At 56.7% G+C, this 20,520-nt stretch carries 17 protein-coding genes; 4 read left to right on the top strand and 13 right to left on the bottom strand.

All coding sequences use genetic code 11. From position 1 onward, the window contains the following. Window positions 1–200: 200 nt before the first annotated feature. From yicI to CUU80_RS07215, 6 genes are all read right to left on the bottom strand, one after another. Window positions 201–2,612, bottom strand: a complete 2,412-nt coding sequence (gene yicI, locus CUU80_RS07185) for an alpha-xylosidase (protein WP_100496638.1) — start codon at window positions 2,610–2,612, stop codon at window positions 201–203. Window positions 2,613–2,723: 111 nt separating this feature from the next. Then, window positions 2,724–3,587: a carbohydrate ABC transporter permease gene (locus tag CUU80_RS07190; RefSeq protein ID WP_417852220.1), complete on the bottom strand. Its 864-nt coding sequence runs from the start codon at window positions 3,585–3,587 to the stop codon at window positions 2,724–2,726. A 15-nt stretch (window positions 3,588–3,602) separates the two neighbouring features. Continuing rightward, window positions 3,603–4,556: a carbohydrate ABC transporter permease gene (locus tag CUU80_RS07195; protein ID WP_100496640.1), complete on the bottom strand. Its 954-nt coding sequence runs from the start codon at window positions 4,554–4,556 to the stop codon at window positions 3,603–3,605. A 129-nt stretch (window positions 4,557–4,685) separates the two neighbouring features. Beyond that, window positions 4,686–5,993 (bottom strand): ABC transporter substrate-binding protein, encoded by a 1,308-nt coding sequence (locus CUU80_RS07200; protein WP_100496641.1) that lies wholly within the window; start codon window positions 5,991–5,993, stop codon window positions 4,686–4,688. Between the two features lie 496 nt (window positions 5,994–6,489). After that, window positions 6,490–7,521: a LacI family DNA-binding transcriptional regulator gene (locus tag CUU80_RS07210; protein WP_100496643.1), complete on the bottom strand. Its 1,032-nt coding sequence runs from the start codon at window positions 7,519–7,521 to the stop codon at window positions 6,490–6,492. Between the two features lie 237 nt (window positions 7,522–7,758). Continuing rightward, window positions 7,759–8,652 carry a PHP domain-containing protein gene (locus tag CUU80_RS07215; RefSeq protein WP_100496644.1) on the bottom strand — a complete coding sequence of 298 codons (894 nt, stop codon included), beginning with the start codon at window positions 8,650–8,652 and terminating at the stop codon, window positions 7,759–7,761. 130 nt (window positions 8,653–8,782) lie between these two features. On the opposite strand from CUU80_RS07215, the gene CUU80_RS07220 reads away from it, so the two are divergent. After that, on the top strand, window positions 8,783–9,499 hold the full coding sequence (locus CUU80_RS07220; RefSeq protein WP_165775878.1) for a vitamin K epoxide reductase family protein: 717 nt from the start codon (window positions 8,783–8,785) through the stop codon (window positions 9,497–9,499). Window positions 9,500–9,518: 19 nt separating this feature from the next. On the opposite strand, the gene dapF is transcribed toward CUU80_RS07220, so the two are convergent. Continuing rightward, a complete protein-coding gene (gene dapF, locus CUU80_RS07225; protein WP_100496646.1) occupies window positions 9,519–10,412 on the bottom strand; it encodes a diaminopimelate epimerase in 894 nt (297 codons plus the stop codon). 74 nt (window positions 10,413–10,486) lie between these two features. Between dapF and murI the strand changes: the two genes are divergently transcribed. Both murI and CUU80_RS07235 read left to right on the top strand, forming a co-directional pair. Further along, window positions 10,487–11,281, top strand: a complete 795-nt coding sequence (murI, locus tag CUU80_RS07230) for a glutamate racemase (protein ID WP_100496647.1) — start codon at window positions 10,487–10,489, stop codon at window positions 11,279–11,281. A 159-nt stretch (window positions 11,282–11,440) separates the two neighbouring features. Beyond that, window positions 11,441–12,289, top strand: coding sequence for a patatin family protein (locus CUU80_RS07235; protein ID WP_165775879.1), 849 nt, complete (start codon window positions 11,441–11,443; stop codon window positions 12,287–12,289). A 232-nt stretch (window positions 12,290–12,521) separates the two neighbouring features. Here CUU80_RS07235 and CUU80_RS07240 read toward each other — a convergent pair whose 3' ends face one another. From CUU80_RS07240 to CUU80_RS07265, 6 genes are all read right to left on the bottom strand, one after another. Continuing rightward, window positions 12,522–13,409 carry an SPFH domain-containing protein gene (locus tag CUU80_RS07240; protein WP_100496758.1) on the bottom strand — a complete coding sequence of 296 codons (888 nt, stop codon included), beginning with the start codon at window positions 13,407–13,409 and terminating at the stop codon, window positions 12,522–12,524. Window positions 13,410–13,568: 159 nt separating this feature from the next. After that, on the bottom strand, window positions 13,569–14,666 hold the full coding sequence (locus tag CUU80_RS07245; RefSeq protein ID WP_100496648.1) for a methionine ABC transporter ATP-binding protein: 1,098 nt from the start codon (window positions 14,664–14,666) through the stop codon (window positions 13,569–13,571). A 67-nt stretch (window positions 14,667–14,733) separates the two neighbouring features. After that, window positions 14,734–15,840 carry an iron-containing alcohol dehydrogenase gene (locus CUU80_RS07250; RefSeq protein WP_100496649.1) on the bottom strand — a complete coding sequence of 369 codons (1,107 nt, stop codon included), beginning with the start codon at window positions 15,838–15,840 and terminating at the stop codon, window positions 14,734–14,736. A 37-nt stretch (window positions 15,841–15,877) separates the two neighbouring features. Beyond that, window positions 15,878–16,597 (bottom strand): amino acid ABC transporter permease, encoded by a 720-nt coding sequence (locus CUU80_RS07255; protein ID WP_100496650.1) that lies wholly within the window; start codon window positions 16,595–16,597, stop codon window positions 15,878–15,880. A gap of 103 nt (window positions 16,598–16,700) precedes the next feature. Continuing rightward, entirely contained in the window at window positions 16,701–17,813 is a 1,113-nt protein-coding gene (locus CUU80_RS07260) for an Ldh family oxidoreductase (protein WP_100496651.1), read from the bottom strand. A gap of 115 nt (window positions 17,814–17,928) precedes the next feature. Continuing rightward, window positions 17,929–18,792: a transporter substrate-binding domain-containing protein gene (locus tag CUU80_RS07265; RefSeq protein WP_165775880.1), complete on the bottom strand. Its 864-nt coding sequence runs from the start codon at window positions 18,790–18,792 to the stop codon at window positions 17,929–17,931. Window positions 18,793–19,141: 349 nt separating this feature from the next. On the opposite strand from CUU80_RS07265, the gene CUU80_RS07270 reads away from it, so the two are divergent. Further along, a complete protein-coding gene (locus tag CUU80_RS07270; protein WP_100496653.1) occupies window positions 19,142–20,281 on the top strand; it encodes a dipeptidase in 1,140 nt (379 codons plus the stop codon). Window positions 20,282–20,520 lie beyond the last annotated feature (239 nt).

The following is a 20,520-nucleotide window of genomic DNA, read 5'->3' on the forward strand; positions in this document are numbered from 1 at the left end:
TCCCAAATGCATACTGAGACAACGGGTCAGCACCAACTGATGCAAAAAGACTGGGATGACTCAAAGGAATGCAATTCCTTCAAGTCACCCCAGCCGGTTTCACCGATGGCCCCGCGAGCGGGGACGGAATGGACGAGCAATCATTCGCGCCAAGTTCAACGAACCTGAACGAACGCGCTCATAGCACTGATATCATGCGTTCACAGCACCACGGTGCCGTTTTCAGCCTTGACGACTTCGCCGTTGGCCCCCAGACGAGCGGAGAACGGACGACCATCCGAGCTCGTCACTTCGACACCGGCATCGGTGCGGCGAGCGGTGAAGGTCACGGACGAACCATCAATCTCGCTGACGACCGCTTCGCCGGACTCGACGTCTGCCAAGAACACGGAGACCAGTGCATCAGTACCGTAGACACGATCTGGCTTGGTTTCGCCCGGGTTGGTGACGATAACGGAACCGTCGCGCACCCACAGCGGGATGGAATCGTAGCCGTGGGTTTCGTTGCGCCACACGCCGCCCTTGGCCTGTTCGCCGGTGAGCCAGTTGGTCCACACACCTTCGGGCAGGTAGTAGGACACTTCGCCGGAGTAGGTGAACACCGGAGCCACCAGGAACGACGGACCAAACATGTACTGGCGGTCCAAGGTACGGCAAGCCTGATCATCCGGGAATTCCACGAACATCGAGCGCATGACCGGAGTACCGTTGAGGTGCGGCTGCAGGCCGAGCTGGTAGACATACGGCATGAGTTCGAGCTTGAGCTTGGTGAACTGACGCACCACGTCCACTGCGGTCTGGCCGGGAACAAGCTTCACGCCGTTCTTCTCGTCTTCCTGATCGAACAGCCACGGCACTCGGTACACGGTGGAACCGTGCAGACGGGAGTGGGAGCCGAGCATGCCGAATGCCACCCAGCGCTTGTACACGGCCGGGTCCGGGAAGGCGCCTTCGAAGCCGCCGATGTCATGGCTCCAGAATCCGAAGCCGGAGGAGGTCAGGGACAGGCCGGCGCGCAGGGACTGTGCCATGCCGTTGAAGGTGGACTCGCAGTCACCACCCCAGTGCACGGGCTGCTGTTGACCGCCGACGGTGGCCGAACGGGCGTAGAGGCAAGCATTGCCCTTGCCATAGGTTTCCTCAATGGCTTCAAACACTGCCTGGTTGTACAGCTGCGTATACCAGTTGTGCATGGAGAGCTTCGGGGAGCCGTCGTACCAGACCACATCGCGCGGGATACGTTCGCCGAAATCGGTCTTGATGGCGTCCACACCCTGGCTCAGCAGGTGCTTGACCTTGTCCTTGAACCACTCGCGGGCCTCAGGGTTGGTGAAGTCCACCAAGCCCATGCCGGCCTGCCAGAAGTCGGTCTGCCAGACTTCGCCGTTGGCCTTCTTGACCAGATAGCCCTTCTCCTTGCCTTCCTTGAACATCTCGCCACGCTGGCCGATGTACGGGTTGATCCAGGCGCAGATATGCAGACCCTTGTCTTCGTGCAGACGCTTCAGCGTGGATTCGATGTCGCCGAAGAAACGCTTGTCCCACTCGAAATCGCACCAATGGAACTCACGCATCCAATAGCAGTCGTAGTGGAAGGCAGCCAGAGGAATATCTCGCTCGGCCATGCCGTCGATGAAGGAGTTGATGGTCTTCTCATCGTACTTGGTGGTGAACGAGGTGGTCAGCCACAGACCGTAGCTCCAAGCCGGAACGTTGGCCGGACGGCCGACGAGCTTGGTGTAGCGGTCGAGGATCTGCTTCGGCGTCGGGCCGTAGATCACGCAGAAGTCCACTGCTTCGCCCGGTACGGAGAACTGCACGGCTTCGGTGTTTTCGGAACCGATCTCGAAGGAGACATGGCCACGGTTGTTCACCAGCACGCCATAGCCGTTGGAGGTCATGTAGAACGGGATGTCCTTGTATCCCTGCTCGGATGCAGTACCACCATCCTCGTTCCAGATGTCCACGGTCTGGCCGTTCTTGACATAGGCGCTGAAACGCTCACCCAAACCGTACACATTCTCGCCAACACCCAGATGCAGCTGGATGGAAGTGAAGACATCAGACTCATCATAAGCGGAGCCGTCCATGGTCACGCCGAACTCGCCGACCGGCTGTGCCGTGACGTTGGAGCCGGCAGACAGCTTGAAGCGTCCCAGAGACTTTCCGGCGGACTCAGTGAGCACTTTGCCGTCTTCGCCGATAAAGGTGAGGTTCCAAGGAGAGCCCTTGACGACCTTGGCGGTAAGGCCACCGGTGGTCAACGTGACGTCGGCGCCGTTTTCGCCGACTTCGCCATCGCCGTTGCCGTGCGCGGCTACAGTCACATAGTCGCGACCGCCAACCTTATCGGCGTTCAGCGGGAATCCCGGGTACTCGGTGGCACCTTGCCAATGCTCGGCGCGTACACGAATCACACCCTCCGCCGGAGAGGTGATGTCTACATTGAACGTGGGAAGGTTCAGGGTATCGTAACGGCCACGGACCACTGAAGTGGGAGCGAGCACGTTAAGGGATTCAGTCGAGGAGTCTGCGGCCAACTCATAGGCTTCGCGCGCGTAGAGGGCGTCGATGCCGTCGCGAATCATCCAGTAACCGTTGGTGAACTTCATTGTTGTATTGCTCCTTGGTGGGAGATATGGTTTCGGCCGTCCATCCCTCGGGCGGCCGAAACCGAATCGTGCATTATTTGTTTGTCCGGGTACCGTCGGCACCCGTTTTCCTTACTTCACTGCACCAGTGGTGATGCCGTTGGACAGCGTCCTCTGGAAGAGCAGGAAGAAGATCAGGGTCGGGACGATACTGATCAGCGATGCGGAGGCTGTAGTGGTCACATCCATCAGACGATCGCCGGAAAGCGAAGCGATGGCGATAGGCACAGTCTGCGACGAGTTGTCGATCAGGAAGGCCATCGGAATCATGTAGTCGTTCCAGGTCCAGATGAAGAAGAAGACCAGCATGACAGCCAGCGTGGGCTTGGAGATCGGGAAGACGATATCCTTGAGGATCTTCCAACGGCTGGCACCGTCGATGGTGGCTGCCTCAAGAATTGCCTTCGGGAACGTGCCGTACACAGAGGAGAGCAGATAGGTACCGAATGCGGACTGAATCACCGTAAAGATGATCACGATGGACCACGGGTTGTTGTACAGACCAATGCCCTTGAACATGATGTACAGCGGGTAGAGCAGGGCTTCCTGCGGCAGCATGTTAGCAAGCATGATCAGCAGGATGATCCAGCGACGGCCCTTGACTCGGCCAATACCCAGAGCGAAGGAGTTGAACACGGACAGGGCGACAGCGCAGATGGCGACTACGCCGGAAGTCCAGATGGAGTTCCACACCTTTTCGGGGAAGTTGACACGGGTCCAGAACTTGATAAAGCCGTCCAATGTGAATGAGGTAGGCCAGGACAGCGGGCCGTTGGCGTTGTAATCGGCCGCGGTCTTGAAGGCGTTCAGGCACAGGACGATGAACGGGAACAGCATCACCACGCCGCCGATGGCCAGCAGTACGATGATCAGCCAGTCGCCCGCGGTACGGTTCTTCTTGACTTTAGCGATTTTCTTCAGTTCAGCTGCGCTCATAGTGCTCATTTTGAATCACTCTCCGTCCTCGGCTTCGACCTTCTGCTGAAGGTTGGTGAACGCGATGGCCACGATGATGATGACAATCGTCAATGCAGTTGCGATTGCAGCACCGTAGCCAACCTGCTGCACCTGGAAGAACTGGGTGTAGGAGTAGTACGACGGCACGATGGTCTTGGTGCCGGGGCCACCCTTGGTCAGCATGTACACCGGGGCGAACACCTTCAGTGCCGCGATGGTGCAGGTGAGGGCCACCACGAAGATTTCCGGCTTGATGGACGGAAGCGTAATGGCGAGGAAGCGCTGCCACCAGTTGGCACCATCGAGACCGGCGGCCTCGTAGAGCTCAGGATCGACACGCTGCAGACCGGACATGAAGATGACCAGCGGATAGCCGACCTGAATCCACACCATGATGAGCATGAGGAAGATCAGCGCGGTATCCGGCTTGCCCAGCCAGTCATGTTGCAGTGATCCCAAGCCTATGGCCTTGAGCACGGAGTTCAGAGCGCCGTTCTCCGCACGGAAGATCCAGCCCATGACCAAGGATGCGATGGCGATAGGCAGCAGCTGCGGGAAGTAGTAGATGGCGCGCATCGTGGATGCGGCCTTGGGACCGAACTTCTTCTGCACAACATCGAAGATCAGCGAGGAAAGGATGAGGCCGAGCAGAATCGGGATCACCACCATGGCCACGATCATCCAGATCGAGTTGCGGAAGGAGATCCAGAAGGTGTCATCCTTCATCAGTCGGGCCCAGTTCTTGAGGCCGGCCCAGACCGGGGGCTTGATACCGCGGTAGTTGGTGAAGCTCAGGTAGATGTTCCAGATGCCGGGGACGATGATGATCCAGGTGAGCATCGCCACGCCGGGGACAAGATAGAGCCAGAAACGATTCGAGGGGCTGCCCGGAATGCGCGACATTGCGGATTCGTCGGGGCGCTTGGTTTTCTTGGTCTTTGCGTTCATCAGACACTTCCAAACGTAATATCGGTGAAACTGTTTGGGGATGAAAAAAGGCGCGCAGAGCGGGAATGAGGAAGGAGGAAAGCGTCCGCGCGCCTTTATTCAATATGGGGAGGAGGGAAAGGTCAGCTGTTACTCGACGGTGATGCCGGAAGCCTCAAGACCCTTGTTGTAGTTGTCTTCCATCTGGCCGAGCACGGTCTTGACATCAGCGGTGCCGTTGACCAGCTCCTGCAGGGAGGCGTTGAGCTCGTCGTAGAAGGTGGAAGTCGGCCAATCCGGGTAGAAGCCGAGCTGATCTTCCTTGACGGCCTCGTCGAACTGGGCCACGAACTTCTTGGTGTCCTCATCCGGGATGGAATCGGTGTCGGCGTTGATGGCCAGACCACCCTGCTCAGCCATGTAGTTCTGAACTTCCTTGCCCAAGGTGATGTTGATGAACTTGGCGGCCAGATCCTTCTTCTTGGAGTTCTCAGGAATGACCCACACGTTGCCGGAGGAGCCGACGATCTTCTTGGTGTCGGGGAACTTCGCGTAGGTGGAGTTCAGGCCCTTGGCCTCTTCCTTGAAGCGTGCGTGCCACCAAGTACCGGAGAAGAAGATCGGGTTGACGCCGGTCATGAAGTTCTGTCCGGCATCCTCAGCCTTGAGGTTGGTGGAATCCTTGGAGATGTAGCCCTTGTCGACCCATTCCTTGATCTTCTCGGTGGCGTAAGTCACCGGCTCGGAGTTCCAATCGACCTTGCCGTCGTACATCTCATAGGCCTTGAGGAACTTGTCGTCGGCTTTGGAGAGCACGAGCTGCCACCACAGGTGCTGGGTCGGGTACTCAGCGGAGCCGACGGACAGAGCAGTGACGCCGTTCTCCTTGAACTTGGCCATCGCGTCTTCCAGCTCGTCGAAGGTGGTCGGGATGGCGATGCCGTACTTGTCAAACATATCCTGGTTGAAGTACAGCAGGCAGTCCTCGCCATAGTTGGTGATGCCGTACCAGTCGCCGGAGCCCATGACGCCCTGCTCGTTGTACTTGCCGGTGTCAGCCAAGGAACCGGTGATGATCTTGTCCCATCCGTACTGAGAGACGTAATCGTTCAGGTTGGTCAGCAGACCCTGGCTGGCAAGCAGGCCGGCGGTAGCGTTGCCCTTGTTGTACTCCATGACATCCGGGGCGTCATCGGAGTTGAGGATCTGGGACGCGTTCTGACGAATCTGCTCGAAGGCCTTCTTCTCGAACTCGACCTTGACGCCGGTTTCCTTCTCGAAGATTTCAATGGCCTTGTCCCACGCCTTGCCCTGGGCGGTGGTGGCTTCCTCGTAGTGCCAGATCTTGATGGAGGTGGGGTTCTCCTCCTGTGCGGTTTCTCCGTTGCCACAGCCGGCGACACCAATCATGGTAGCGACTGCCAGACCTGCAGCAATAAATTTGCGAGTCGACTTCATCGTTTTCTCCTTTTCAGCCTCTTTACTGACGGGAGATCATCCGATAGTGAAACCGTGTACCGGATGACTTCCACTAGTAATATAACGAATTCATAACGATGCTTTCAAATCATTTCGACAAATTTCGACAATTTTTTCAACGAATTTTCGACGTTAGCGTTCACATCATTAATTACGTTAATGCGAGAGCCGAGCACCCTACCGACCATAGGGCAGGAACCATTATTCCCTTGCTATACAAAGCATGGCATTACATTGAACAAGACAGCAAGACAAGGCCCAAGACCGACTACCGCCACCAACGTTGCGGCGCAACGATGCCGTCAGTCGAAATATAGTCGAAAGACATAATCGAAATAACAACTTCAATGCACGGATCGGCCGCGCCGATAATTCAACGCCATACCGATCAGATATGAGGCCATCCGCACAGCAATCGCACCGTCACACAGCGCTGTCGCACAGCACGGTCACGCAGCACCTTCACACAGCACGGTCAGCCGCGCGCACATTTTGCCATACTGCCCCTAGCAACATACTTGGGTGCCAGCAACTCAATATGGCCGACGTCATGCCGGTCGCCATTGAGCACCTCCATCATGAGATCAACGGCACGGGAGCATGTCTCATTGGGCATCATCGGCATCTCGTCAACCGCCTTGGGCAAGGTTCCCAGACCATAGGTGCACGCAGCCATCACCGAGATGTCGTCGGGAACCGACAGACCACGGTCACTCAGTCCATTGAGCACGTTGGTCACATGGGTCGCATTCGTCTGGCATACGATCATCGAAATGTCGGGATCCTCCAGGAACGCCTCGTCGAGCATCAGATTCACATCGTCACGCCCATTGCCGGTAGATGATTTGAACAGCACCGAGACGCCTAGATCCTCACCCTTTTTCTTCATTGCGTCAAGGAACCGGACCAGATAGTTGGAACCGTCTTCATAGGCGCTCCGACTCGCCCCCGCCACCAGCACATGCCGGTGGCCAAGCGCATGAATCTTCTCGGCGGCCTCGCGCCCCATGCGTTCGAAATCCACGTCCACGCAGTAGACGGCATCCGTATTGCTCGGGTATCCCACTGACACCACCGGTACGTCCAGCGTATGCGCCACATCGGCACGCGCATCGCACATCAGCACATCCAACAATAGGATGCCGTCCACCATACCTTCGGAAACCACACGGGTAAGCTCCTGATCACCGTATTCATGCATCAGCAACAGCAGATCGTAACCGTAACGTTTGGCACGCATGGCCAACGCGAAGAAAAACATCGCATAATTCGAGTAGTCGGTGTATTCGTGGATGGGCGAGCTCAACGCCAGCACCTTGGTCGGCCCACTCCTGCGCACCATCGAAGCGTCATCCTTGAAATGCGATGGCGCGTACCCAAGATCCTTCGCGGCACGAAGTACACGACGCTTGGTCTCCTCCTTCAAGGAGCGCTTGCCGCTCATGACATAGGAGACCGTACTGATCGAGACTCCTGCCTTCGCCGCCACATCTTTGATACCGGCCATCACAGCACCTCCTAACCCGCCACCACACTGTTGCAAATCTTTGCTCTATATCATACGGCCATCAATACGCCAGAACGGTCTATGACAGGCAAATCACCCGCAAATCGTACTTCCGGATCATATCCCCACGCGCTTTCGCCTCCGGAAGCCCCAACTTGGAACAACAACACGTCATATGCGTTTACGCACCATCCATAGGACGCATCGACAGCATCAGCACCGTCACGTAAACCGCGATCATCGATACAGCGGCAACGCCCCTCTGCTCACGATCGCCTCCACTGTAGCCTCATCGGTCAGGTTCTCCCCCAACGCGTTTGGCTTGCCCTTGCCATGCCAGTCCGAGCCACCGGTGACCAGAAGGCCATAACGACGCGCCAGATCCAGCAATCGGACGCGCTGTTCGGCAGAATTGCCGCGATGCCATACTTCCAGACCATCCAATCCTTCACGTACCAACGCAATGATTTGTTCGTCAGAAAGCAACCGACGGTTACGGCTCAGATCGCCGGCATGAGCGATCACAATGACGCCACCAGCTTCCTTCATCGCGGCGACCACCTCATGTGCGGTAGGAGAAGGAGTGGGAATGTAGTATTTGGAGGACGAATTCACCGCATCGGCAAATGCCTGCGAACGATTCTCATAGACACCTGCGGCCACCAAAGCGTCAGCGATATGCGGTCTGCCGATGGTAGTGTTGTCTCCCTCATGAATTTGAGCGACTACGGACTGCCAGGAAATCGGATAATCACGGGAAAGCAGTTCCACCATGCGCCGCGTACGATGCAACCGGGCTTGGCGGGTGTCCGCGAAAAGCTTCTTGATATGTGCATTATCGGGATCGTACTGATATCCGAGCATATGCACGGAGACGCCGTCATCCGCCGCCGTGATTTCCGTACCTCGCAACAACGGCAAGCCTACAGCCCTTGCGGCATGCTGAGCCTCGGACCATCCGGCCGTGGTGTCATGATCGGAAATGGATACGCCTCGAAGACCACATGCCTTCGAACACTCGGCAAGCGTAGCGGGAGTCTCTGTGCCATCAGAGAAGACGGTATGGCAATGGATGTCCCATCCCACGGTGGGAGGCTCCAGAGGCATCACGTATCCAGTCATACCTTCCATCGTAACTCCGTTTTCATTTCCTTCATCCCTCGTCAACCTCACCAATCAAGAAGATAAGGAAGCTGTCCCATGACAACCGCAAACGCTACGCTAGTGTGCAGCAACTCGTGAAGGGACAATGAGGAGCAGTATGACCAACAGCAATGCATCCGTAACTCAACCATCAGCGCACATGTCGACGATTTCCACGCTGAAAGGCTGGCGGCACTCATCGACATGGACCTATCTTGTGATGCTGATCGCCTCCGCAGTGGCGTTGGGCGTCTCGTTCATCCTGTCAGCGGAAACCTTGCAACTGGCCCGGCACCCGGAGCAGTCCCTAGGCTGTGACGTGAACGCCGTGGTGTCATGTTCCACCGTGGCGCAATCCTGGCAGGCGGAAATCATCAAATTCGGCGGCCTGTCCTATCCGAATGCTTTCTTCGGCATCGCCGCGGAATCAGTATTCGTCACCATCGCCGTAATCGGATTGGCCAATATTCGCGTGCCACGATGGTTCGCCACCTGCACTTGGTTCGGCGGCTTGGCAGCACTTGCCTATGCCTACTGGCTCAGCACGCAATCATTGTTCGTGATTCACGCATTATGCCCTTGGTGTCTGGCCCTGATGTTCTCCACCACCGTTCAGTTCATGGCGCTATCCCATGCCACCGTGGCTGTCCAGGGATTGCCGTCGCGTCGTAGCCGGAACGGCAACAGCGGCAATGCCGATGAAGCACCATCCGAAGTACCGTCCGGCTTGGCGAAATATTACCGTCTCAACATCGATCTGATGATCGATGTGTTGTGGATCGTGGCGATTGTGGTGCTGATCATTACGACCGAAGGTGCCGCACTGTTCGCCTGAGGCGACTTAACTACAGCAACTATAGCAACGTAATATCGGCCACGATGCTGGCGGAACCGGTAAGACGTACGTCGTTATCGGTCACATCCACACGAAGCGTGCCGCCGCGCACGGTGATGTCCCAATGATCGATGCCGGTTTTGGACCTGAGCACAATGCCGGTGGCACATAATCCCGTGCCGCACGAGAGCGTCTCCCCACATCCGCGCTCATTGACGCGCATCGTGGCCTCACCCAGTCCTGCGCGCTCGTCGATGTCATCGATGCGCGCGAACTCTACATTCTGGTCCGACTCGATAACCGGACTCACCACCGGCTTCGTGACAAGGTCAAGATCTTCGACCACCGGCAACGTGGAAAATGCGTCCTCGATGACTGCAACCACATGCGGATTGCCCATATCCACGAATGTGCCTCGCGCCGAACCTGCGGTTCCGGGGATGGTGACCTCGTAGGCATCGGCTTCACCGATCGTCCATGCCCCCATCTGAACTTGGAACACATCAGCCCCATATGGCTTCATGTTGCCTCGCGGGGTAAGGATCTTCACCCCGGCGCGAGTCCCCAACCGGAACGGTTCGGTTTCGTCGGCAACGCCCATGCGCTGCGCGAACAGGGTGATGGCACGTGTGCCGTTGCCGCACATCTCCGCCAACGAACCATCGGCGTTGCGGTAATCCATAAACCATTTCGCGCCACCGGCAAGCATATCGGCAAGCTGATCGTCGCTTAAGTCAGAGACGAAATCAGGGCGAGTCAGGCGAATCAGGCCATCGCCGCCAATACCGAAATGACGATCGCATAGGAAACGTATTTCGTCAGGAGTGGGCTCGAACTTGCCGGATCGGTCAAGATAAACGACGAAATCATTGCCGGTGGCGTGAACTTTAGTCACTTGTTTCGGAAGACTCATAATTGGTAAGAGTACTCTGGTAACGGCAATACACTGGCAGTAATTCCGTAAGGTTTTCGGAAAGGACTTCAGGCATGAGCTCTTCGGCACCGATAGGCGTGTTCGATTCCGGTCTCGGCGGCATTTCCGTAGTGCGGCAGATCGTAAAGGATATGCCAAATGAGCAGGTGTTGTATTTCGGAGACTCTGCACATGCGCCGTATGGCACCAAATCGCCCGAGCAGGTGCGCGCGTTGAGCTTTGCTATTGTGGAGCGCTTTGTACGCCAAGGCGTCAAGGCCGTGGTTATCGCCTGCAATACCGCCACTTCCGCAGCGGTCAACGAGCTGCGCGAGCATTACGATATTCCGATTATCGGCATGGAGCCCGCGCTGAAAGTCGCTTGCGACCGTGGCGATGTGCCGTCAGACCCGCACCACATCCCGCAACGCGTCATCGTGGCCGCCACTCCCCTGACGTTGCGCGAACGCAAGTTTGCCAAACTCATGGAACGCTTCGATTCAGATAACGAGATCTATAAGGAGCCGTGCCCCGATCTGGTGGAGATCGTGGAGTCCGGCCGACTTGGCGATCGCGATCTGGTGATGCGTACGTTGCATGGGTACTTCGATCAGTATGACCTGAATCGCATTGACTCGGTAGTACTCGGATGCACGCATTTCGTGTTTTACCGCGAGTATTTCCGTGCGCTGCTGCCAGAACGCGCCGCGATCATCGACGGCAACGAAGGCACGGTCCGGCATCTCGGCGTCGTGCTGGAGTCACTGGGCAGGTTGGCTCCGGAGGGAGCGCACGGCAGTGTGGCGCTTGCCAATTCCGATCCATCGGAACGCATTGCCGCACTTTCACGCGATCTGCTCAATCGATAACGCTTCTGCGGCATGTATGCCTCATCGCAAAGGAAGATACCGCACGATCGGACGAATACTGTCTATTTCGTTGTCCAGTCAGCGCGCGTAAGCTCGAATCCATAAGTAAGCGCAGGGGTGTTACGCACAGTTGTATTCATGTATGCACAGGGGGCAAGTATGGCAGTCAAATCCGCGATGATCGATGTGGGCGGAGGCTTCCGAGCGATTTTCGGATGCGGCGTGATGGATCGCATGTTGGAGGACGGTATTGATGTAGACATGTGTTACGGCGTGTCTGCAGGTGCGGCCAATATGACCTCGTTCATCGCCCGGCAGCACGGCCGCAACCACACGTTCTACACCAAATATGCGTTCCGCAAAGAGTATGCGAGCGCGGAAAGCTACTTCAAGAACCACAATTTCGCCAATCTTGATTACATCTATGGCACATTGAGCAATCATGATGGTGAATATCCGGTGGATTTCGAGGCGTTCGAGGCCAATCCCACCGGTTTTACCGTCGTGGCGTGCAACGCCGAGGACGGCTCGACCAAATACTTCGACAAATCCCGTATCCATTTCGATGACTTCGATGTAGTCAAGGCGTCCTCCGCAGTGCCGGTGGCCTGCGAACCGTATGTGGTAGACGGCGTGCCGTATTTCGACGGCGGCATCGCCGATCCGGTACCAGTGCAGAAGGCGCTGGATGACGGCTACGAGAAGGTGATTCTGGTGTTGTCGCGTCTGCGCGATGAAGTACGTCAGCAACGCAAAGATCTGCCGCCCGCCCGTATTCTGGAGCGCACGTATCCGGCGGCAGCCGAGCGGCTGCGGCAGCGTTACAAGACCTACAATGACGAGATCGAGCTAGCCAAGAAATATGAGGCCGAGGGACGTGTGCTCATTCTGGCCCCTGAAGATCTGTACGGCCTCAATACCTTGAAGAAGAATTTCGAGGGGCTGGAAATGATGTATCGCAAGGGATACGCCGCAGCCGAAGCCATCCCCGAGTTTTTGGCACGGTAGCTGCGCCACAACGCTGGCGTACGCGTACGCCACCGCAACGGTGCGTCAGCGTACGTTTTTCCAGAGTTATTCCACACTTTTCTGGAAGAACGTACGCTCAGTGAATATCAGCGTACGTTCTTCCAGAAAACAATCAAAGTAGTCTGGAGAAACGTACGCTGACTCGTTCACCAGTCAAGCGTCCAGCTGTAGACGAACAACCAAGAGACCGGCAACCCGCACAAAAGAACAATTACTTCTGCTCAGCGGCAGTCAGCATGGCTTTGGTCACCTGCTCGTAAAGATCCTGATACCCGCCCGGCGTGGAGGCCGGCAGCACCACGGTCTTGGCATTGTCGGATTCGGACAGCGACCGCATCACATCGAGATACTGGTTGAACAACACCACGTTGTTCACATCGTTGATGCTCATACCCACGGCCTGCAGGGACTTGATCTGATCGACGATACCGTTGGCGATCTCACGACGATAGTTAGCTTGGCCCTCACCTTGCAGACGGGTCTTCTCCGCCTCGGCCGCGGCCTGCGTCTCGATCTGAATGCGCTGGGCCTCGGCGCGCTGACGGGTGGCTTCCTTTTCACGCTGGGCGGCGTTGATGGAATCCATCGCGTTCTTGACTTGCGGCGAAGGATCGATGGCGGTGATCAACGTCTTGACCACGGTGAAGCCGAACCGGCTCATCTCGTTGCCCACGGTTTTCTGCACGTCGGAAGCCACATCATCCTTACGGGCGAAGGCGTCATCCAAAGTGAGAGCAGGAATCGCGGAACGAAGCGCATCTTCCATATACGAACGCAACTGGCCGGCCGGATCACGCAACTCATAGTAGGCAGTGGCCACATTTTCCGGATTCACACGAAACTGGGTGGAAGCCACAACGGTAACGAACACATTGTCAAGCGTTTTGGTCTCCAATTGCACGTTGAGCTGATTGACGCGCATATTGGTTTTCATGGCGATTCGGTCCACAAACGGAATACGGATATGGATTCCGGCGAACTGCACTTTATTGAATTTACCGAATCGCTCGATGATGTACGCCTGTTGCTGCGGCACGATGAAAATGGCCGAAAACAGCAACACGATGAGCAATACCAGAACGACGATACCGATGATCATGGAACCTCCCAACATTGCCAGACTATTCGACATGACAGTCTCCCCCTTCCGGGCAAGGTTTGCGGCGCGGTCTTCTTCGTACCACGCCTGACATGTCCCATGCTAGCAGCGTATGGCAGGTGGACCTGGCTGAGTACACAAATGTGTACTCAGCCGTAATCATCTGTTTTCCGGTGCCGGCAACAACACTTCAACGCTGATGTTGCGTTCCCTCAGATACGCGATCGCCGCATCGATCTGGTCGCTCGCACCGTCGAAGATGACGACGAGGCCACCGATCGGCGCGTTCGCCACCACATCGATGTCCCCGAAGACAATGTTGACCCGGACGCCGAATCGTGTGGAGATATCGGAGACCAGCGCATCGGACACTTCCTTGGACACGTATTTCATGCGAATAAGCCGTTGTCCCGGCTTCGGCTCCACCAGCGGAGAATGCGCTTCGATCAATCGACGCACCTTGCCGAGATTGGAAGTCGTATCCACGAAGGATTTGGTCAGCTCGGCCTGTGGGTTGGCAAACAGGTCAAACACATCGCCATGCTCCACGATGGTGCCGTGGTCGATGACCGCGACCCTGTTGCAAACCTCGCGAATCACCGACATCTCATGGGTGATGATGATGATCGTCAGGCCGAACTTATCCCGCAGCCGACGCAGCAAAGCCAGAATGGCACGGGTGGTGTTCGGGTCCAATGCGCTGGTGGCTTCGTCGCTGAGCAGAATATCGGGATTGTTGGCAAGCGCTCGGGCGATGGCCACACGCTGTTTCTGGCCACCGGACAGTTCACCGGGATAGCTGTCCACCCGATCTTCTAAATCAACCAAAGACAGCAACTCGCGAACGCGTTTGCTGCGTGCGTTCTTATCCAGGCCTGAATCCAGCAGCGGCAATTCCACATTGGCACCCACCGTTTTGGATTCGATCAGGTTGAACGACTGAAAGATCATGCCAATCTTACGTCGCAGCCCACGCAGCTGTTCACCGGTCAGATCCTTCACCTCACGCCCGTTGACGGTCAGGCTTCCGCCGTCGTAACGCTCCAGACCGTTGATGCACCGGACCAACGTGCTCTTACCGGCACCGGACAGACCGATAATGCCGTAGATATCACCCTTGCTAATGGACAGATCGACGTCATGCAACGCGGTTTTCTCACCCTGCTTGGTCCGATACGTCTTACTCAGCTTTTCGATGCGTACGAAGGGCTCAGAGGCTGCGTCTTGCGACGTGTTCTCTTTGATGGTCTCACTCATGATGTGCTCCTGACGATTTCGGATGGGGATATGACCGGCGAGGTGTGACGCGATACGAGTTCTCCGATTACTGTGGGTCGGCAGAGATGACGGATCTGCCGATACGATCCGCCTCGCGTAGAGCGAGTTCATAACCGGCTACGGTAAGCTGCCGGTACGGGCCGCTGTACCCGGGAATGCCCTCGACAACATACGTTGCCAATGTATGAACCTGTTCGTCCCGTTCGATGCCGGTCTGCGCCAATGTGACCGGCAGTCCGATGCGATGAATGCGCTGCAGGTACTGCGTCAGCGTTGCCTCATCGGCACCCTGCTGGGCCAACTGAACGGCCACGCCGAAAGACACCAGTTCGCCGTGCAAAGGACGTATGGCCGTAGGAACCCACGTCCATGAATTGTAGAAGGCATGCGCCAGCTCCAACCGCGGTACGGCCTTGTGAGGCGCATGTGGACGGAATCCTACCGGCAATCCGGCAAGCAGCATAATCGAATCCACTGCCTCCGACTTGAGCTCATAGACAACATCCTGTGGTGCCGCAGGATCATAGCGGTCCAGGAACTCGTGCTCCAAGGTGTCCCGAGTCAGGGATCCGATCCGGGTGCGCAGACGGTACAGCAGATCGATGGTGGAATCGTCCTCGGCATGGCACTCTTCGTACCATTTCGCCAAGGCATCCCCTACTCCGGAGAACAAGTATCGTTCAGGTGCGGCAAGTATTACCGACTTGTCAACCAGCACCAGTTCCGGCACGCCGTCGATCCATTCATGACGGTCCACCTTGTGGTCCTCGGTATACAGCAGATACACGCTGGTCCAGGCCGCGCAAGTGGCGGCGATGGTGGGAACAGTGACCAGACGTGCACCCGTGCGACGCGACACCGCCTTGGCCAAATCCATGACTTTGCCACCGCCCAAAGCGATAACCAGATCACGGCCGGCTGCCGCAGCGGCAAAGGCATCCGCTCTGCTCACTGTAGGCTCGCCCTCCAGATAATGCACGACATAGTCGATACCTTGTCCGTCCAAGGCCTTCGACAACGCCTGACCGGCTGCGGCAAACGCACGCCGGCCAGCAATGACGAAGGCACTTCGGCCCAGATTGGACAGCAGCGGACCGGCGTCTTCAATCGACACGCTATTCTCATAAGCGTGAGGCATACGAATATCACTCATAACGATGCATCCCTATCCCTATTGTTTTTTGACCATCTCACTCAGCGGCTTCACGACGATACCGGTTGAGCCAACGTTCCACAGCATTGATCACCCACGACAGCAGCGTGCAGGACACCCAGTAGATAACAGCCAGAGCGATGTACACCTCGAAATACCGGTATCCCTGAGAGCCGATGATCTTGCCCTGAGCCATGATGTCCATCACCGACACAGTGAATGCCAGCGAGGTGTTCTTCAGCAATTTGAGCAGACTGTTGCCGAGATTCGGGATTGCGATACGCAACGCATCCGGCAGAATCACGCGTCTCATGACCTGCCATTCAGTCAGGCCGAACGAGCGGGCCGCCTCCACAGGACCGGGATCCACCGATTCGATGGCACCTCGAATGGTCTCACGCTGGTAGGCACCCTCGTTGAGACTGTACGCAATCAGCACGCTGAGCAAAGCGGGGATACCCTGTACCGAGAAATCAGTTCCGAAATTGGCGTTCCACAGACGGATGCCGATGGGAATGCCGAAGTAGATAAGATAGAGCTGCACCAGCAACGGCGTTCCGCGGATGAAAGACACATACAGATCACCCAGTTGGACCAGCACCGGTATGCGAGTCAGCTTGATCAACGCGCAGATGAAGCCCAGCAGCACGCCTCCCACGAATGCCACCACCACGATAAGCACGGTAATCGGGAAATACGGCATAACCTTGGGAAATACTCCAAGGAAGAAGTTGAAATCGAAAATGGTTGTACTCATGGCAATGCTCCTAGCGCGGTGAAATCTGGGATGTCCTATGGGAGTTTCAGCTCATCGAGTTTCGGCTCACCGGGGTTTTGTTGTCGCTCGATTGCGTCGAACGTTACACCAATGGCGCGAACTGGGTGGTATCGAGTCCGAGTCGCCTCATAATCTCATGGATCTCATCCTCAGTTTGCGGATATAGCGGAATACCATGTGCCGTTCTCTCTTCGCGGGCTATCGCTTCCTTATCTCCATGGACGTAGACTCGATGTCCCTCGACTGGCGGCAATGCCCGCACCTCATCGAGGAATTGGCTGAACCGTCGATAGATGGCTTCGCGATCGCCGAACAACGCCGGATCCACGGCTATGAAGTTATGGCACAACGCAGTATTGATATCCGACTCCTTGGACTCATGGGAGAGATGGCCTTGAGCCAGAATTCCAGTCAACAACTCGACCACCATCGAAAAACCATAGCCTTTATGTCCGCCGGTGTATTCGCTGACCCCTCCCAAAGGCACCAGTGCAAACTCTCCGGTTTTGGCGTCCAGCTTGGGAACGGCCGCTTCGGCGTCGGTGATCGTCCGGTACTGTCGGTCAACCACCCAGGTGGCCGGCAACGGCTCATGGCGCTTCGCGTACAGTTCCACTTTGCCCTGCGCCACGCAGCTGGTGGCCGCATCGAAGAAGAACGGATGCGGCTCGGCAGGCACGGCGAAGGCAATCGGATTGGTGCCCAGATACTCCTGCGTTGAGAACAGCGGCAGAACTCCAGGCGTGGTATTGGTGCTGGAGATGCCGATGAGACCTTGTTGGGCGGCGAGCTGAGCATAGTAGCCCGACGCGCCATAATGATTCGAATTACGCACGACCACAAAACCGATGCCGTGAGCCTGAGCCTTGGCGATGGCAAGTTTCATGGCCTTGGCACCGGCCACCTGTCCCATGGAGAAATGCGCGTCAATCGTTGCCGAGAGCGGCGTCTCATGAACGATTTCGCTGTCCGCATGCACACGTACCTTGCCTCGCCGGACTTTACGGTCATACATGCTCAATCGCTGCACTCCATGCGATTCGATACCGTTCACATCAGTGAACACCAACGAATCGGCCACGATCTCACTATCGTCCGCACTGAACCCGTAGGCAAGATAGATATCCCGAACCGTCTGCCGCAAAACAGGTACAGCATATCGGTTTCGATTGTCATGCGCTGCATGCACTGTCATATCACGCTCCATAGTTGACGACGAACAGGCGCCTCGATGCAAGGCGCCTGCCGAACTCATACCGAACTGTTCGACCTAATACCCGGCCTAATACCGCAATGGTCAGTTCCTATGATCAGTTCTTGGTGTAGTCTACGCCGAAATGTTCGATGGAGATCTTCGACAAAGTACCGTCGTCAATGATCTCCTTCAGCCCCTTGTCGAAGGCCTTCTTGGCTTCGGTGCTCTTCTCATCCTTGCCGAACAGGAAGTACGCCTTGTTGCCTTGACCGCCTTGTTCATCAGCCGGCAGATCCACCACCTTCAGATCCGTGCCATGCTCCTTGGCGTAGACCTGGGCGGTAGGACCGTTCACAACGGTGGCGTCCGCCTGCCCGTTCTCCACAGTCAGCAGCAGATCGCCGGCGCTGTAGTCGCCATGCACCAGGTTGCTGGCCTCATCAGGATTATCCTTATTGAAAGCCTCCAGCAGGTTCTGCACCGCGGATCCATCGGAGAACGTGCTGACGGTCTTACCGGCAAGATCCTTGAGGCTGCTCACCTTACCGTCAAAACGTTCCGGGTTGTAGGCGATCGCGTAAGTGACGTTGAGGTAGCTCTGGTCGCTGAACTGGTACTTCTGCTCACGTTCGGCATTCTTGAATACATCGTTGGCCACTACCTGATACTGGCCGGCGTCAACACCCAGGAACAAGGACTGGAAATCCGTGGAATTCCAGTGCAGCTTGATTTCCGGCAGCTTCTCATCGATGGCTTTGGCCACATCGATGTCATAGCCTTCGAGCTCTCCCTTGTCGTTCTTCCATGTGTACGGCTTGGAGGCCACACCGGAAGCGATCTCGATGGTGGTGACGCCCGAATCAGACTTCTCTGATGAGCTGGCGGAAGATGCGCCGCCATCCGTATTCGAGCATCCGGCCAGCAAACCAAGAGAGACCAGTACGGCAAGTCCCGCAGCAGCAATACGACGAGTGGCCATGAAGTTCCCTTTCCTTCTCATTATGACGAGCGCAAGCCTTCCATTCGCGTTACCCGAACATCGGTTTCCTGACGTCGCACGGCATGACCGACCAACCTGCTTGCGCAATGACATCTAACCTAACATCACAGCACAGGTCAAACGCGCTGTCGCTTATACGCTTTGCTTATACGACGCTCAATCCCGGCCTGAATACTATGTACGATGAATCGTTCAAACAAACATTTATAGATGTCTCAGCGTGGCCCGGCCACACTCTTTTTACACTGGAAGTCGCTTTACGATCGTCACCGCGATATGCGCGGGACACCTTTACACCATGCATCATTCATAGAGGGGGGAACAATCCATGACTCAATTGGAGCGCATCGTCATTGACGGCCATACCGATCTGGCCCAACGCGACGGCAATATCACATTTGATCTGAGCAAGGCAGCCGAGGGAGGCCTGAACGCCGCCGTCGTTCCCGCGCATGCCGGGCTCATTGCCAACACCGCCGCTGCCGGCACAGGCTCCGATGAACTGGAGGCAACCTATCAGGCCATCATTCGCACGGTTGCCGACTCAAACGGCAAGGCCGCCTTGGCGCGTTCGGCGGATGAGGTACGCAGCAACGCCGCCAATGGCGTGTTCTCCTTTATCCTCGGTTTCCAGAACGCACGTCCGCTCACCACGCTGGAGGATGTACGCCGTTGGATCGATCGTGGTGTAAGCGTGTTCGACTTCGGTTTCATCGGCAGCAACCAATGGGCTCAGTCAGCACGTCCCTATCCATATGCCAGCGTGCCTGGGGCCGAACAGGGCTTGAGCGAACTGGCGCTCGAAGCCATAGCATTGCTCAATGAGCATGGCGTGATCGTGGATACCGCACAGCTCTCTCCCGCTGCGCGCAAGCTGGCGCTTGAGCATTCGCAAGCTCCGATTATCGCTTCGCACAACGGACTCAAATCCATAGTGGGTCCAGTGGACCGTGCATTGTCCGATGATGAGATCCGTCAGATCGCCGACCAGGATGGACTGGTGCAAGTGGTGGCCTTTGACGGATACCTTACGTTCCGCGGATCCGATCCTGATATCGCCAAGGCGATCGGAGACCTGCGCGAACGGTTCGGCCTGCCGCGCTACGCCGGCCCTGCGGATTATTACGAGACGCTCGACAAGGAGACCGCCGATTGGGACGCACAAAAGTTCGGCGACTATCTGAAGGAATACCATACGGCCGTTCGCCATGGCTGGCCGCATAGCACGGTATCGACTTTGGCCGATGCCATCGATCATGTCATCGATGTCGCCGGCGCCGATCACGTGGGCTTCGCCTCGGACTTCAATCACGGCGGCGGCATTGCCGGCTGGCTCAATCACGCTGATACGGCGAATGTGGTGGATGAGATCGCACGCCGTCACGATGAGCAGACCACGGCGAAGATTGTCGGCGGCAACCTTCTTGCCGTCTGGCAGCATGTGCAGGAACTGGCCACGGCACGCTGATTCCGCGCGTATCCGTTGACTCGGTGATATGGGCCGGTGATATGGTTTGGTCTCCTCGGGATTGATGTTCCGAGGAGACCAAACCATATCACCGCGCCGAAGCCGTTCGGGAACAAATGCCGTTCCGAAACGGATCTGAAGGTCGTGGATCCGCCGAAGACCCCAACAGGCATTGTTCGGCTCTGACATAAGCCGTGGCTATGAACTTGTTCTCCATCGAAACCGTTCTATAGCCACGG

Origin of the sequence: Bifidobacterium scaligerum, assembly GCF_002802865.1 — a bacterium.
In the GTDB taxonomy this organism is placed as follows: Bacteria; Actinomycetota; Actinomycetes; order Actinomycetales; family Bifidobacteriaceae; genus Bifidobacterium; species Bifidobacterium scaligerum.